Raw genomic sequence first — 15,041 nt, forward strand, 5'->3', positions numbered from 1 at the left:
GCACTTGCGCGGCCGCCTTTCCTATTCAGTTCTCGTGCAACCAGGTTTCCAACGTGGGTCCTGCAGTTGTGGATCCCGGCGCGGGCAGCAACGCCCCACCCTTCATCGCCTTACCCGCTCCCGGCATCGAGATCGGGATCAGCCACTTACGTCGGCCACGGTATTTCAAGATCTCGCGCGTCATGGCCGGGATCTCGAGGACCTCGGGCCCGGCCAGGTCCGGAGCCCTCCCGGTCGGACCGTTCTGAGCGCAGGTCACGAGCGCCTCGGCAACGGTCTTCGCTGCCACCGGTTGTGACCGCATCCGAGGAACCATCGCGATCGGCCCCAGTCCGAACAGCGCGATCGTCTTCTCGCCGAACTCGAACCACTGAGTGGATCGCAGGATCGTGAAAGGAATACTCGACGCTTCCACCGCGCGTTCCTGCGCAGCCTTCCCCTGGTAGTAACCGAAGGACTTCAATCGCGGATCGTCGCAGTTCACGATCGAGAGCAGCACGTGATGCTTAACGCCTGCTCTGGCTTCGGCCGCGGCGATGTTCTTCGCTGCCGTCTCGAAGAACTCGATTGCCTTCTTGGCACTGTTGGTGACGTGATCACTCACGTCGACGACCACGTCGGCACCGACAAATGCTTCGTCCAACCCCGCACCCGTGGAGATGTCTACTCCCGTCGATCGAGCGGCGGCGACGACGTCATGGCCCCCGATTTTCGCCTGCTCGACGACCAGCTCTCCCATCTGGCCGGTTCCGCCCAGAACAACAATTCGCATGATGCCTCCGTCAAACCCGTGCGCCCGGCTCTCTTCGGCCTGGTCACATACTGGACGACGCAGCCTCCCGAAGTGTGACGGTCGGGCGAATCAGTCGCTGTACTTCTGCGAAACCCGCCCACGCCACCGCGACCAGATCGGATCCAACGCTGCGCTCGCCTCGTGTGCGTGATCGGCCACGGCCCGTGCCAGCATCCCTGCTCCCGCCAGCGGCGTCACGTGCCCTTCGACGTCGTCGGAAGTCTTGATCCCCAACAGCATGGTCGTACCGAGCACGCGATGGCCACCGAGAATTCCCGGCAGCGAACGGCCCGGCACGCTACGCAGGTCGAGAGTTTCCACGAGCAGCGCGTCACCGTCGACGGTAATGCGCTGATCCGAGCGAAGGGCACCGCCGGTTTCGCCGGTCCGGCCGAACACGATCATCTCGTCGAGCAGCGCAACCGCATCGGATTCCAGTGAAATATCCACGCGCCTGGTCACATCCGCGCCGCCCGCGACGACAAACGGTGCCGCGCGCCAGATCAGCGCCGCACCGGCGCCGACGCTCGCCGAAGCCGACCACGACGCCCGGCCGCCACGCGCGTTGTACGCGACGGTCCCCGACGGCTCGATCACCTCGAGGCACGTACCCGGAGCGACTACGAATTCGATACGCAGGTCGTCGCCGGCCAGCAGCGTTGCACTGTGGCCTACCAAGGCAATTCGCACGGTGAGCCCGCGAGCGTCGACGAACCGCGGGGCCAGGAAGTCGCCTGAGATCAGCTCTCGCGCAACAGCGGTGTCACCCACTCTCTCGACGACGACCCGCGTAGCTCCGGTGCGCATCAGTGAGCGTGAGAGTGGCTGTGCCCGTGACCGTGTCCGTGGTCTTCTTCATCGGCATGGAAGTGCGGCGCCATCGGCCCCGGATCCTGCGGGGTGTGACTACCCGCACGGTGAGCTGCGATGACCTGGCGAAGCCACGCACTGAGTTGGTCGATCGTCGCGTGATCCTTCTGGCTGAGCGCGAGAACGGGAAGTCCGTCTCGCGCGGCCGTGGCATCGGCCACCATCTGGACCGCGTCGACGTCGACGTACGGGGCCAGGTCGATCTTGTTGACCACCAACAGATCTGCCCGCTCGATGCCGGGACCACCCTTACGTGCGACGTCTCCGCCGCCCGCGACGTCGATGCAGAAGATCTGGGCGTCGACCAGTGCCGGGCTGAACGTGGCGGTCAGATTGTCACCGCCGCTTTCCACGATCACCATGTCGAGGGGATGGAACTGACGCTCGAGGTCTTCGACCGCAATGAGGTTCGGCGTGACGTCGTCACGAATAGCCGTGTGCGGGCACGCACCGGTCTCGACTGCGACGATGCGCTCGATCGGAAGTACGTTGGCCGCGCGCAACAGTCGCGCGTCCTCGTCGGTGTAGATGTCGTTGGTGACCACCGCGATCTCGTACTCCGACGCGAGTTCGCGGCAGATGGTGGCGATGAGGGTGCTTTTGCCGGTGCCGACGGGGCCGGCAACGCCGAGCCTCAAACCTCTTGCAGCAGTGGTGGTGTTGTTCAGGTTGTCAAGCACGGAAAATCCTCCTGGATCGAGCGTGGTGTTCGAGTGACCATTGTTCGACCAACGGCCCTGTTGTTGCGGGTATATCTGCGACGCCCTCGACGGCTACGGCAGCCGCGGCGACGGTTTCGATGGTCGGGGCTGCTCGGAGCAACCATTCGACCGGTTCTGCCGGATCCACCGGCAGTAGCTTCAATGCCGCCGACGCCACCGTTTGGGCGTCGTCGTACAAACAAGATCTGGCTGCCTGTAGGTCGTCCATCCCGGAGACCGCCGTGAAGACGCCCAACGCGAGCGGACGCATCGGATGCCCAGGCAGCGCCATGAGCATCTGCACCGCGGGGTGCTGCGGCCACAATCGCGACGCCAGTCTCGCCAGCCCACGGCCGAGCTGAATCGACGCCTCACGCAGCGGTGCGCTGGGAGTCCGAGCGAGCAGTTCCCTCGAGATGTCCTCGAGTTCGCCTGCACTACCCTCACTTACGGCCCAGCGGCGCGTGACCACCGTTGAAGCGGCCTCGACAAGTCCGACTGTTTCGAGTCGACCGCGAATGAAGTCAGGGACCTGACTCTGCAGGAGTCCGCCCGCCAGTGCCGGTTCCAACCCCGACGAGTGCGCGTGACCGCCGGTAGGCAGACGCCCGTCTGCCAAGAGCATCGATGCTATCTCGGCAGACGCCGTCTCGATCGACATGGTTTCAGAACAGCATGTAGCGCTGAGCCATCGGCACTACGTCAACGGGGTTGGGCGCGATCAGGTCGCCGTTGACCTTGATGGCAAACGTCTCCGGATCGACGTCGATGGACGGCAGCGCCGTGTTGTTCGGCATGTCTGCCTTGGTGAGGTGCCTCGTCGGACGAACACCGGTAAGGGTGCGCGTGAGACCGAGACGGTCGGCCAGACCGTCCTCGATGGCCATCGGAGAGACGAACGTCGTGGACAGGTGCGGGGCCGATCCCGGAGTCGCCGCGATGGCCGGGCGAACGAACACCGGCTGCGGGGTCGGGATAGCAGCATTCGGATCACCAAGCGGCGCAGCAACTATCGCCCCGCCCTTGATCACGGCAGAAGGACGGACTCCGAAGAACGCGGGATCCCACAGCACCAGGTCCGCCATCTTCCCTGCCTCGACCGAGCCGATCTCGTGATCGATACCGTGCGCCACCGCGGGGCAGATCGTGTACTTGGCGACGTAACGCCGCGCACGCTCGTTGTCGGCCGGCATGCTGGTGCCCAGCTTGCCGTACTGGGCCTTCATGACGTGAGCCACCTGCCATGTCCGCAGGGTCACCTCACCGATACGGCCCATCGCTTGGGCGTCGGACGAGGTGATCGAGATGGCTCCGATGTCGTGCAGAAAGTCTTCTGCTGCAATCGTTGTCGGCCGGATCCGGGACTCGGCAAAGGCAAGATCCTCCGGAACCCGGGGATTGAGCGCATGACACACGATGAGCATGTCGAGGTGCTCGGCAACCGTGTTGACGGTATGCGGCAACGTCGGATTGGTCGATGCCGGAAGAACGTTCGGCTCACCTGCCGTCACGATGATGTCCGGTGCGTGCCCACCGCCGGCGCCTTCCGCATGGAACACGTGGATCCCGCGTCCGGCGATCGCATCCAAAGTGTGCTGTACGTAACCGGTTTCGTTGAGGCTGTCGGCGTGCAGCGCTACCTGGAGGCCGAACTCGTCGGCTGCGCGCAGAGCTGCGTCGATCGCAGCCGGAGTGGAACCCCAGTCCTCGTGGACCTTGAATCCGCCTGCGCCGGCGAGAGCTTCCTGACGCATGGCCTCATGGCTGACGGTGCTGCCCTTGCCGAGGAGAAGAACGTTGAGCGGGATGTGGTCGAGGGCGCGGTGCATCATCGTCAAGGACCAGGCGCCGGGTGTGACGGTGGTTGCCTTGCTTCCCTCGGTGGGGCCCGTTCCGCCGCCCGCCACCGTCGTCGTACCGGTCGCGAGCGCCTCCATCATCTCGATTTCACTGAGGAAGTGCACGTGAGTGTCGATCGCACCCGCGGTGAGGATCTTTCCCTCACCGGCGATCACGTCGGTGCTCGGCCCGATGAGCAACTTGGGGTGCACGCCATCCATGATGTCGGGGTTACCGGACTTGCCGATCGCAACGATGCGTCCGTCGCGAATTCCGACGTCTGCCCGGACGATTCCCCAGTGATCGAGAATCACCGTGTTGGTGATGACGACGTCGAGAGCGCCCTGGTCGCGAGTGGTCAGGCCCTGGCCCATCGACTCGCGGATGCTCTTACCGCCGCCGAAGACCATCTCGTCGCCGGTCGCGGTGTAGTCGTGCTCGATCTCGATCCACAGATCTGTGTCGGCCAAACGGATCTGGTCGCCTGCGGTCGGGCCGTACAGGGAGGCGTAGCCGCGTCGATCGATCCTGCTCATTCGGCTGTCCTCTCAACTGTCGTCGCGGCGTCGTCCGGTGAATCCGCCTCGACTGGAACATCACTCACACGCACGTTCACCGAGGACGCTCGCAAAGGTTCTTCGACCTCGACGCCGGGCGTGCCGAAGGGCATGACGGTCTTGGGCTCGCGCGCATGTGTCGGTAGGTCTTCGTCCGGCACGATCTGCAGGCCCGGAACCCTTTTGAGTCCGCCGAGCGCGATCAGTGTCACCGTTCTGCTGACCCCGGGTTCGAACCGAACCGACGTTCCCGAGGGGATGTCGAGCCGGAAGCCGTCTGCCGCTTCGCGATCGAAGGTCAACGCCGGGTTGGCCGCGGGAAGGTGGAGATGTGAACCGATCTGAATGGGGCGATCGCCGTCGTTGACGACGACCATCGTGATCTTCTCCGCGTCCGTGCCGAACTCGAGCGGTTCTGTGGACACACGTACTTCGCCGGGAATCATCGAATGGGCTCCGTCACGGTGACCAGTTTGCGACCGTCCGGGAAAGTGGCCTCCACCTGGACGTTTGCAATCATCTCGGGTACCCCTTCCATCACGTCGTCGCGGGTGAGCACTTGCCGACCGGCGTTCATCAGTTCCGCAACCGTCATTCCGTCACGCGCGCGCTCGAGAATCCAGCACGAGATCAGTGCCATCGCTTCGGGGTAGTTCAGCAGTACCCCGCGCTCGCGGCGGTCACGGGCGACCATGCCCGCGACGCTCAGGAGCAGCTTTTCGGTATCTGAAGGGGTGAGGTGCACTGACAAGCCCTTCCGGTTGTGAAACGACATCGATCGACAGCGTGCTGTCGGGCCGAGATTAGCATTGTCCGAAGCGTCGTCAGTATCCACGAGATTCACGTCGTCGGCTACTTCAGCGCCCACTCGGCGCACTTGCGCTGCTCATCGAATTATTCGGGCGCCCAACGACGCTCAGCTCTGCGCACCGGAGTGGGAACTATCACCACAACCAAAAAGTTTCACCCCCGTCTCCTGTTGGAAACGGGGGTGAAACATGATCGTGCAGGGTTGATCCCGGGACCTATCCGAAGCGGCCGGAGATGTAGTCCTCGGTGGCCTTCTGCGTCGGGTTCGAGAAGATCTTCTCGGTGTCGTCGATCTCGACGAGCTGACCGGGCTTGCCGGTTGCCTCGAGGTTGAAGAATGCCGTCTGGTCACTCACACGCGCAGCCTGCTGCATGTTGTGCGTGACGATGACGATCGTGAAGTCCTTCTTCAGCTCGGTGATCAGGTCTTCGATCGCGAGAGTCGAGATCGGGTCGAGCGCGGAGCACGGCTCGTCCATGAGCAGGACGTCGGGCGAGACCGCGATGGCACGCGCGATGCACAGACGCTGCTGCTGACCGCCTGAGAGGCCGCCACCGGGCTTGTCGAGGCGATCCTTGACCTCGTTCCACAGGTTGGCACCGCGCAGCGAACGCTCGGCCACCTCGTCGAGCTTCTTCTTGCTGCGCTCGCCCTGCAACTTCAAGCCCGCGACGACGTTGTCCTTGATGGACATGGTCGGGAAGGGGTTGGGTCGCTGGAACACCATGCCGATGGTCTTGCGAACACCGACCGGATCGACGTTCGAGCCGTAGATGTCCTCGCCGTCGAGCAGCACCGAACCCTCGACGCGCGCACCGGGAATCACTTCGTGCATGCGATTGAGTGAACGGAGAACGGTGGACTTGCCGCAACCGGACGGGCCGATGAAGGCGGTGACGCTCCGGGGCGGGACGGACAGGCCCACATCGGCGACGGCGTGGAACTTGCCGTAGTAGATGTTGACGTCCTTGAGATCCAGACGCTTGGCCATTACCGGCTCCCTACTGAGTTGTTGACGCTGTTGAGTACGAACATGTTCCGAGGCCGCATCACTTACTTCTGACCTGTGAGAAGTGACCGATCAGCTTCGCGACGATGTTGAGGATCGCGATCAGCAGGATCAGGGTCAGTGCTGCGCCCCAGATGCGGTTGGTGCCGGCGTCGGTGGGGTTGTTCATCTCGGCGACCATGACGGAAGGCAGTGTGCCCATTTCGCCGTTGAACAGGTCGAAGTTGATGAACGGTGCGTAGCCGACGAGGATCAGCAGCGGTGCGGTCTCACCGAGCACGCGGGCCAGGGCCAGCATGACGCCGGTGATGATGCCGGGAAGTGCCGTCGGCAGAACGATTTTCGAGATGGTCTTCCACTTCGGCACACCGAGCGCGTACGACGCCTCCCGCAGATCCATCGGGACGATGCGCAGCATTTCCTCGGTGGAGCGGATGACGACCGGGACCATCAGAAGGACCAGAGCCAGTGACACCGCAAACGCGGACTTGGGGAAGCCGAAGGTCGCGATCCACAGGGCGTAGATGAACAGCGCGGCCACGATCGACGGAACACCGCTGAGGATGTCGACCATGAACGTGGTCAGCTTGCCCAGCTTCGACTTCCGGTCGGCGTACTCCACCAGGTAGATCGCGACGAAGATACCGAGCGGGATGGAGAAGACCGCGCACACGATGCCTTGCAGCAGGGTGCCGATCAATGCGTGATAGATACCGCCGCCGTCGGCCGACGCCGTCAATCCGCTCAGCGAGTTGGTGAACCAGGTAGGCGACGTCAGAGCGGGCAGGCCCTTGGCGATGACCGTGAAGAGCACCCAGACCAACGGGATGAGCGCGATGACGACTGCCAGGCTCACCAGGATGGTCGCGATGACGTCCTTGGCACGACGACGAGCGCCGACGCCTTGGAAAGTGGGGGCCTTGACCGGCCGGTCCAGAGTGGAGGTCATGGGTCAGTCCTTCTTTCCGGCGATCACTGCGCGGGCAGCCGCGTTGACGACGAAGGTCAGTACGAACAGCACCAGTCCGGCCGCGATGTACGCGCCTGCCTGGATGTCGTTGTTGAACTCCGCGTAGCCGAGGGCGATCTTGGAGGCGATAGTCGAGCCGCCGTCGAACAGCGACCAGCCGAAGGCCTGAGAGGTGGTGCGCAGGATCAGGTAGAGCGCCATCGTCTCACCGAGTGCGCGTCCGAGACCGAGCATCGAGCCGCTGATGTAGCCGGACTTACCGAACGGGATGACCGTGGTGCGCACAACTTCCCAGCGCGTGGCGCCGAGGGCGAGTGCGGCTTCGATCTGTGATCGCGGGGTCTGGATGAACACCTCGCGGGTCACTGCGGTGATGACCGGAAGGATCATCACGGCGAGGACGATGCCTGCGGTGAAGATGGTGCCGCCACCGGTGATCGATCCGCTGCCGTCGGCAAAGAGCGGGAACCAGCCGAGAGTGTCGTTGAGCCACACCGCGACCGGGGTGATCGCCGGAGCAAAGACGAGAAGTCCCCACAGGCCGTAGACGATGGACGGCACAGCTGCCAGAAGGTCGATCGTGTACGACAGTGGCCGCGTGAGCCACTTGGGTGAGTACGAAGTCAGGAAGATCGCAATGCCCAGTGCGATCGGCATCGCGAGCACCAGTGCGAACAGCGAGACCAACACCGTGACCTGGAAAAGATCGAGGACACCGAACGCCATCGCGTTGATGTTCTGCGTGACCCATTCACGGCTGGTCAGGAAGTTGACCTGGTTCCGGCTCAAAGCAGGAACAGCACGCCAGATCAGGAACGCGCCGATCGCCGCGATGACAACCGTGATGAAGATTGCCGAACCGGATGCGAGCGAGCTGAAGATGCGGTCACCCGGACGGGTCACCGTCTTGCTGTTGCCGCTACCCGGACCGTCACCCTTCGGAGGATGCTCGGTTTCTGGAGCCTTGGTGGAAGTAATCGTGTCCTCCGTGGTGCCGTTCGGACCGCCCACCCCGGCCCCGCTGGTTGCGGGGCCGGGAGAACGAGATGTCGAGGTGATGGGCGCGTCACTCATGCGCGCTCACTTCCTTCACGTCTGAATGTAGATCCATGAGCTTGTCCGCACGAGTCTCTAGGTCAGCTGATTGCCGTGATGGACGCGTTGAGGCGATCCTGGACGTTGGACGGCAGCGGGACGTAACCCTGCTCGGCCAGGTTGGCCTGACCCTCGTTGGCCGCGCTCGTCAGGAACGACTTCACTGCTGCGGAGGTGTCCGCGTCGTAGCCCTTGGAGCAGACGATCGAGTACGTGGCGAGAACCAGCGGGTAGGCGCCGGCTTCGTTGGTCTTGAAGATCGACGCGAGGTCGAGCGTCAGGTCGCCGGTTGCGTCGGACTTGAACTTCGCGCCTGCGATCGACTTCGCGGCCGTGTCGTTGGTCAGTGCGACTGCCTCGGAGCCGGTGTTGATTTCGGCAACCGAGAGCTTGTTCTGATCGGCGAACGACTTCTCGACGTAGGTGATCGAACCCGGTGCCGTGGCAACTGCCTGTGCAACGCCCGCCGAACCCTTGGCGCCCTCACCGACGCCACCGGTGAAGTCGGACCCTGCGCCCGACGTCCAAGCACCGTTCGATGCCGCGTCGAGGTACTTCTGGAAGTTGTCAGTGGTACCCGAGGAATCGGAGCGGATCACGGTGGTGATCTTCTCGTCGGGAAGCGATGCACCGGAGTTGAGCGCGGCGATTGCCGGATCGTTCCACTTGGTGATGCCGCCGTTGAAGATCTTCGCGAGAACCTCTGCGTTGAGAACGAGCTTGTCGACGCCGTCGAGGTTGTATGCAACTGCGATCGGGCCGAAGACGAGGGGAAGGTTCCAGGCTTCGCCGCCGACGCAACGCTCCTTGGCCTTGTCGGCCTGCTCGTCCTTGATGGCCGAGTCGGAGCCGGCGAAGTCGATCTGGCCGGCGATGAACTGTGTACGACCGTCGCCCGAACCGCTGGGGTTGTACGCGACGTTGACCGTCTTGCCCTTTTCCTGGCACACGGAGATGTAAGTGGCGACGAACTGGTCCATGGCGTTCTTCTGTGCCGAGGAACCAGCGGCAGAGAGGTTGCTCTTGCCTTCGCACGTTGCGTTCGATGCGGACGCGTCCACACCCGTCGACGACGAGTTGTTGTCGCTGCCACATGCGGCCAAGGTCATGGCGCCCACGGCCACTACACCGAGCAGGGCACCACTGCGCTTGAGATTCACCAAGATCCTCCGGAAATCGCTACCGCCACGCCCACGATCGGGCGGCGACATGAGACGCAGAATGATTGAAATCTGCATCAGGCAACACGGCGCTGCCCACAGAGAAAAGTAGGCGGGCGCGGTGTCCGGCTGGACCACACATGGTTAACGGAGAATGAACAGACTGGACATTTCTGCGTGTCCGACTGTGACGTCAGAGCGCGCGGGCGTAAGCCATGTCCACGTGGAACCGATCGAAGCCGAGTCGTTCGTACGTGTGGAGGGCGGCCGTGTTGTCGCCTTCGACGTACAGAAGGACGGTTCCGAGGCCGCGATCACGCAGGTAATGCATGCCCGCGAGAGTCAGCACTCGGCCGAGACCTCGTCCCTGCGCCGCGGGATCGATCCCCACGACGTACACCTCCCCCAGCTCCGGATCGTCACCTTCGGGTGCGTGCACCTTGGTCCAGTGAAAGCCGAGAAGAGTATCGGGATCGGTGTCCGCGAACGCCATGAACAGACCAGCAGGGTCGAACCAACCTTCGGCCGTTCTCTCGTCGATCTCCGCCTGGGTCCAGCCACCCTGCTCGGGATGCCAGGAGAAGGCCGCATTGTTGACGCGAAGGATCTCGGAATCGTCTTCGGGCCCACGATACGTCCGAATCGTCACACCTTCGGGCACAACGATTTCCGGAAGCTGCGGAGCATCGAGTGGTCGACGCAGCTGCAGGAGTTCACGAACGCTGACCAGATCGAGGCTCTTGGCGAATTCGACTGCGGCGTCGACGTTTCCGTGCGCCCAGACACGCGTGCCCGGCCGGCCCTCGTCGAATACCGCTGCGGCAAGCCTGGTTCCGATGCCGCGGCGCCGCGCCTGCGGGTCGACCACCAACTCGGCCATGTCGGGATGCTCGTCCGAACCGGCTTGCAGCTGCGCATAACCGACGACCGCATCGCCGTCGAGTTCGAGGAAGTGTCGCGCGGCGCCGCGCCCGGCAACGGCATGGCGCCCCTGTTCCGACACGGGGGCCTTGCCGTCGAACTCGGTTGCGCGATCGAGAAGCGCGGAAACCTGCTCGGCGAATCCAGCCGGCAGTGAATCTGTCCAACCCACGTCAGACCACCGATCCGTCGGCCGCGTCGTAGTCGACGTCCTCGTCGTCCTCGAACTGAACGGGAGCAGCTGCGCCACCCTTGGCCCTGGTCGGACGCACTGCCTTATATCCGACATTTCGGACTGTACCGATCAAGGACTCGTATTCGGTGCCGAGTTTCGCCCGCAGACGACGCACGTGGACGTCAACCGTCCTGGTGCCACCGAAGAAGTCGTAACCCCACACTTCCTGCAGCAGCTGCGCCCGGGTGAATACCCGTCCGGCGTGCTGCGCGAGGTACTTGAGCAGCTCGAATTCCTTGTAAGTCAAATCAAGGGGCCGTCCACGCAGTCGTGCCGTGTACGTCCCCTCGTCGATAACCAGTTCGCCCAGCGTGATCTTTCCCGACGCTTCCGGACTGGCCACACCGCCGCTGCGGGCGACCAACAACCGCAATCGGGCGTCCACCTCAGCCGGACCGGTACCGGGAAGCAGGATGTCGTCCAACCCCCAGTCGGCGTTGACGGCAACGAGTCCGCCTTCGGTGAGGACGGCGACCACAGGTACTGCGGATCCTGTGCTTCCGAGCAATCGACACAACCCGCGTGCGGCAGCCAGATCGGTGCGCGCATCCACCAATGCCACGTCCGCGGAACTTGCCTCGAGTAGCGAGGAAACCTCTGTGGGGGCAGGCCGAACCGAGTGCGCCAGCAACGCCAACGCCGGTAGTACAGCTTCCGGGTTGGGGTCGGAGGTGAGGAGGAGCAGTTCCACACGGCCTCCTATCTAGTAGCCCGCGCAACCCGTGAGGGCAACGCTCGAGTAGTTCGACGCTTTTGGTCGGTCCCTACATTAGCGTGCCTGGTACCGGGGCCGTCGCATCGAACCCCGACCGGAGTCCGTCACAATGGTGCGGTGCGCAAACTGATCATCGGCATCGTCTTTCTCCTCGGCCTCGGACTGGTGGCCGATTTCGGCGCGGCCGCGTACGCCGAGTACCGGGTTTCCCGCGAGCTCCGAACCGGCGCATCACTCGAGTCGGATCCGGAGGTCACCTTCAACGGGTTCCCCTTCCTCACCCAGGCACTCGGCGGGAAATACAAGGACGTCTACGTCAGAGCTACCGGCGTCCAGAGCGACGTGGTGGGCGAAGTGACCGTCGAGGCCGATCTGCGCGGGGTCACCGTTCCCTTCTCCGACATCGTGAACGGCAATGTCACCCAACTCCCCGTCGACAAACTCGACGGCCGGATGGGAATCAACGCCACCGACCTCGGAAAGCTGCTCAATATCCCTGACCTGCAGGTATCTTCGCCGCCGGCCAACAAGTCGGATGGCACCGGGGGCAGCGGCGGAACCGGAGCGAGCACCGCGGGCGCCGTCGTGCTGACGGGAACGGTTGCCGTCGGCCCGGTCGAGACTGCAGTGAGCGTGCAGGCCAACCTGGTTCTGGAAGGTGGGCAGGTCAAGATCGTCGCCAGCAATCTGTATTTCGGTCCGGAGGGCAAAGCCGATTTCTCGATCCCCGCAGCACTCGAACCCGTCGTCCTCGGACTGTTCAGCTACACGATCGATCCGCAGGCACTTCCCTACGGAATTCAGCCGAGCCTGGTCTACGCGGAAGGCGGAAGAATCGTGATCGAAGGCAGCGCCGAAAACACGACGATCGATCTCGCAGAGCTGCAGAACCGATGACCGGGATCACAATTCTGCTGGTCGCGCTGGTCGCCGTCGTCGCGGTCGGGCTCTTTCTCAAGTCGCGCAACGGAAAGGTCCGAGTCACCACGCCGGCCGCGACCGGCGCGGCGGACAGTCGCCTCGAACTGCTCCACGCCGCTGGAGTCTCTTCGCCGAACGGCGGACCCGTCGTACTGCATTTCTCTGCCGACTGGTGCGGACCGTGCGCGGCAGTACGCCGCGTCGTCGGTCAGGTCGTGATCTCGATGGCCGACGCTCCCCGTCCGCCGGTGGAGATCGAGCTCGACATCGACAAGGAACCGGCTCTGGCACGCGAGATGAGTGTCCTCTCGCTGCCCACCACCTACATCCTCGACGGTGGCCTGGAGGAACAGTTCCGGGTGTCCGGAGTGCCATCCGCAGCCGATCTGAAAGCTGCACTCGTACCACTATCCGGACCCCACGAGCCAAAATCCGAGAATTCGGGGTAAACTCGCCGACGTGCAAACCCGCCACGAGCTGATGCTCACCCGACGCCGCGCAGTAGACCTGTGCCGCCTCGGGGGCTGTTGCTGTACCTGTTGCTGATCACCACATCCGTCAGATCTCTCTGACCTTCGAGCTTTCGCTCACGTGATCAATCCACCGAGTGGGACTTTGACGTCCCGTTTTTTCGGTCCAGGCACAGCATCATGCAATCCAGCGCAGGAGCACTCCCGATGTCCACAACCACACCCCAGCTCGAGCAGGTCGACGTCCGCGGACCTCGATTCGCCGCGTGGGTCACCACCGGCGTTCTCGTACTCACGCTCATCCTCTCGACCTTCTCACTGCCCGCCGCCACCGTCGTTCTCGCACTGCAGGCCATAGTCTTCGCGGTCGGAGCGGTATTCGGCCCCAAGCGCAGCCCGTACGGCCAGATCTTCGGCAAGCTCGTCGCCCCGCGACTCTCGCCGGTCAGCGAACGCGAACCCGTAGCGCCGCTGCGCTTCGCGCAGTTCGTCGGCTTCGTCTTCGCACTCGCCGGCACGGTCGGTTTCCTGGCCGGGTCGACGATCGTCGGCACCGTTGCCACCGGCTTCGCCTTGTTCGCGGCCCTGCTCAACGCCGCGTTCGGCATCTGCCTCGGCTGCCAGATCTATCCACTCGTCGCAAGGCTGCGAAATACCGGCCGCGCTACCACCGCGTGAAAACGCTTGCCCCACAACCCTGCTGAACCCCTGCTAGAAAACGACCGATGCAAGACCACATCGAAAGGAACACCATGGCTCGCTCCGACGTCCTAGTCTCCGCTGACTGGGCTGAGCAGAACCTCAACACCCCCAAGACCGTTTTTGTCGAGGTGGACGAGGACACCAGCGCATACGACGGCGGCCACATCGAGGGTGCAGTCAAGCTCGACTGGCGCAAGGACCTCCAGGACGGCGTCCGACGCGACTTCCTGAACCAGGAGCAGTTCTCGGATCTGCTCTCCGCCAAAGGCATTGCGAACGACGACACCGTCGTTCTCTACGGTGGCAACAACAACTGGTTCGCCGCTTACGCTTACTGGTACTTCAAGCTGTACGGCCACCAGGACATCAAGCTGATCGACGGCGGCCGCAAGAAGTGGGAACTCGACGGACGCCCGCTCTCCAAGGACGCAGTCAACCGCGAAGCCACGCAGTACAAGGCAGAGACCCCCGACTTCTCGATCCGCGCTTTCCGCGACGAGGTCATCGACGCCATCGGCAGCAAGAACCTCGTCGACGTTCGTAGCCCTGACGAGTTCTCCGGCAAGATCCTCGCTCCCGCCCACCTTCCGCAGGAGCAGGCGCAGCAGCGTGGCCACGTCCCCGGAGCCATCAACATCCCGTGGAGCACCACCGCCAACGAGGACGGCACCTTCAAGTCGGACGACGACCTCGCCAAGCTGTACGCGGAAAAGGGCTTCGACGACACCAAGGAAACGATCGCCTACTGCCGCATCGGCGAGCGTTCGAGCCACACCTGGTTCGTCCTGCAGGAGATCCTCGGCAAGAACAACGTCAAGAACTACGACGGCAGCTGGGTCGAATACGGCTCACTCGTCGGCGCACCGATCGAATTGGGAGCCTGATCATGTGTGGAGCACCTACCCAGGGCCAGACCCTGCCTGCCGGCGTCGACGTCGAGAAGGAAACGGTCATCACCGGCCGCGTTCTCGCAGCTGACGGCCAGCCCATCGGCGGCGCATTCGTGCGTCTGCTCGACGGCTCCGGAGAGTTCACGGCCGAGGTCGTGGCATCGGGAACCGGCGATTTCCGCTTCTTCGCCGCTCCGGGCGAGTGGACCGTGCGTGCACTGTCCAGCTCGGGCAACGGCACCTCCACCGTCGCTCCCGAGGGCTCGGGCGTGCACAACGTGGACGTGACCGTCAGCAAGTAATTCCTGCTTTGTCAGGCGGCCCCGCACCCCTCCGGTGCGGGGCCTTCTGCATTCCGGCTCCCGATTTTTCCGGTCGGTCG

Annotated in this window: 19 protein-coding genes; 6 read left to right on the forward strand and 13 right to left on the reverse strand. The window is 63.6% G+C overall.

Features of this window, described 5'->3' with window-relative positions; translation table 11 throughout:
- Positions 1-25: 25 nt before the first annotated feature.
- The 13 genes from ATN38_RS06385 to ATN38_RS06445 all read right to left on the reverse strand — a co-directional run bounded on the left by ATN38_RS06385 (position 26) and on the right by ATN38_RS06445 (position 11,652).
- Positions 26-772: an SDR family oxidoreductase gene (locus ATN38_RS06385; RefSeq protein ID WP_218747728.1), complete on the reverse strand. Its 747-nt coding sequence runs from the start codon at positions 770-772 to the stop codon at positions 26-28.
- Between the two features lie 90 nt (positions 773-862).
- A complete protein-coding gene (locus tag ATN38_RS06390) occupies positions 863-1,600 on the reverse strand; it encodes an urease accessory protein UreD (protein ID WP_047271073.1) in 738 nt (245 codons plus the stop codon).
- The gene (gene ureG, locus ATN38_RS06395; RefSeq protein ID WP_020908922.1) at positions 1,600-2,343 is read right to left on the reverse strand and encodes an urease accessory protein UreG; all 744 of its coding nucleotides are present in this window, start codon (positions 2,341-2,343) and stop codon (positions 1,600-1,602) included. Before ureG ends, ATN38_RS06390 begins: the two co-directional genes overlap by 1 nt.
- On the reverse strand, positions 2,336-3,025 hold the full coding sequence (locus ATN38_RS06400) for an urease accessory protein UreF (protein WP_007733855.1): 690 nt from the start codon (positions 3,023-3,025) through the stop codon (positions 2,336-2,338). The genes ureG and ATN38_RS06400 overlap by 8 nt, the downstream gene beginning before the upstream one ends.
- Positions 3,026-3,029: 4 nt before the next feature.
- Positions 3,030-4,739 (reverse strand): urease subunit alpha, encoded by a 1,710-nt coding sequence (locus ATN38_RS06405; RefSeq protein ID WP_030535249.1) that lies wholly within the window; start codon positions 4,737-4,739, stop codon positions 3,030-3,032.
- Entirely contained in the window at positions 4,736-5,206 is a 471-nt protein-coding gene (gene ureB / locus ATN38_RS33070; protein WP_007733849.1) for an urease subunit beta, read from the reverse strand. Before ureB ends, ATN38_RS06405 begins: the two co-directional genes overlap by 4 nt.
- Positions 5,203-5,505 (reverse strand): urease subunit gamma, encoded by a 303-nt coding sequence (ureA, locus tag ATN38_RS06415; RefSeq protein ID WP_003939800.1) that lies wholly within the window; start codon positions 5,503-5,505, stop codon positions 5,203-5,205. Before ureA ends, ureB begins: the two co-directional genes overlap by 4 nt.
- 280 nt (positions 5,506-5,785) lie before the next feature.
- Entirely contained in the window at positions 5,786-6,562 is a 777-nt protein-coding gene (gene pstB / locus ATN38_RS06420; protein WP_003939968.1) for a phosphate ABC transporter ATP-binding protein PstB, read from the reverse strand.
- 58 nt (positions 6,563-6,620) lie between these two features.
- Entirely contained in the window at positions 6,621-7,529 is a 909-nt protein-coding gene (pstA, locus tag ATN38_RS06425; RefSeq protein ID WP_003940100.1) for a phosphate ABC transporter permease PstA, read from the reverse strand.
- Between the two features lie 3 nt (positions 7,530-7,532).
- Entirely contained in the window at positions 7,533-8,624 is a 1,092-nt protein-coding gene (gene pstC, locus ATN38_RS06430; RefSeq protein ID WP_007733846.1) for a phosphate ABC transporter permease subunit PstC, read from the reverse strand.
- A gap of 62 nt (positions 8,625-8,686) precedes the next feature.
- The gene (pstS, locus tag ATN38_RS06435) at positions 8,687-9,805 is read right to left on the reverse strand and encodes a phosphate ABC transporter substrate-binding protein PstS (RefSeq protein WP_003940482.1); all 1,119 of its coding nucleotides are present in this window, start codon (positions 9,803-9,805) and stop codon (positions 8,687-8,689) included.
- A gap of 193 nt (positions 9,806-9,998) precedes the next feature.
- Positions 9,999-10,898 (reverse strand): mycothiol synthase, encoded by a 900-nt coding sequence (gene mshD, locus ATN38_RS06440; RefSeq protein WP_042922278.1) that lies wholly within the window; start codon positions 10,896-10,898, stop codon positions 9,999-10,001.
- A 1-nt stretch (position 10,899) separates the two neighbouring features.
- Positions 10,900-11,652 (reverse strand): response regulator transcription factor, encoded by a 753-nt coding sequence (locus ATN38_RS06445; protein WP_003939728.1) that lies wholly within the window; start codon positions 11,650-11,652, stop codon positions 10,900-10,902.
- Positions 11,653-11,793: 141 nt separating this feature from the next.
- Between ATN38_RS06445 and ATN38_RS06450 the strand changes: the two genes are divergently transcribed.
- The 6 genes from ATN38_RS06450 to ATN38_RS06470 all read left to right on the forward strand — a co-directional run bounded on the left by ATN38_RS06450 (position 11,794) and on the right by ATN38_RS06470 (position 14,961).
- Positions 11,794-12,573: an LmeA family phospholipid-binding protein gene (locus ATN38_RS06450; protein WP_003939847.1), complete on the forward strand. Its 780-nt coding sequence runs from the start codon at positions 11,794-11,796 to the stop codon at positions 12,571-12,573.
- Positions 12,570-13,046: a co-chaperone YbbN gene (locus ATN38_RS06455; RefSeq protein WP_218747729.1), complete on the forward strand. Its 477-nt coding sequence runs from the start codon at positions 12,570-12,572 to the stop codon at positions 13,044-13,046. Before ATN38_RS06450 ends, ATN38_RS06455 begins: the two co-directional genes overlap by 4 nt.
- 10 nt (positions 13,047-13,056) lie before the next feature.
- Positions 13,057-13,143: a putative leader peptide gene (locus ATN38_RS33360; RefSeq protein WP_350318872.1), complete on the forward strand. Its 87-nt coding sequence runs from the start codon at positions 13,057-13,059 to the stop codon at positions 13,141-13,143.
- Between the two features lie 131 nt (positions 13,144-13,274).
- Positions 13,275-13,745, forward strand: a complete 471-nt coding sequence (locus ATN38_RS06460) for a DUF4395 domain-containing protein (RefSeq protein WP_218747731.1) — start codon at positions 13,275-13,277, stop codon at positions 13,743-13,745.
- A 74-nt stretch (positions 13,746-13,819) separates the two neighbouring features.
- Entirely contained in the window at positions 13,820-14,653 is an 834-nt protein-coding gene (locus ATN38_RS06465; RefSeq protein ID WP_003939859.1) for a sulfurtransferase, read from the forward strand.
- A 2-nt stretch (positions 14,654-14,655) separates the two neighbouring features.
- Positions 14,656-14,961 (forward strand): DUF1416 domain-containing protein, encoded by a 306-nt coding sequence (locus ATN38_RS06470; RefSeq protein WP_003939797.1) that lies wholly within the window; start codon positions 14,656-14,658, stop codon positions 14,959-14,961.
- Positions 14,962-15,041 lie beyond the last annotated feature (80 nt).

It is taken from the genome of Rhodococcus sp. FH8, assembly GCF_019266085.1.
Taxonomy (GTDB): domain Bacteria; phylum Actinomycetota; class Actinomycetes; order Mycobacteriales; family Mycobacteriaceae; genus Rhodococcus_F; species Rhodococcus_F qingshengii.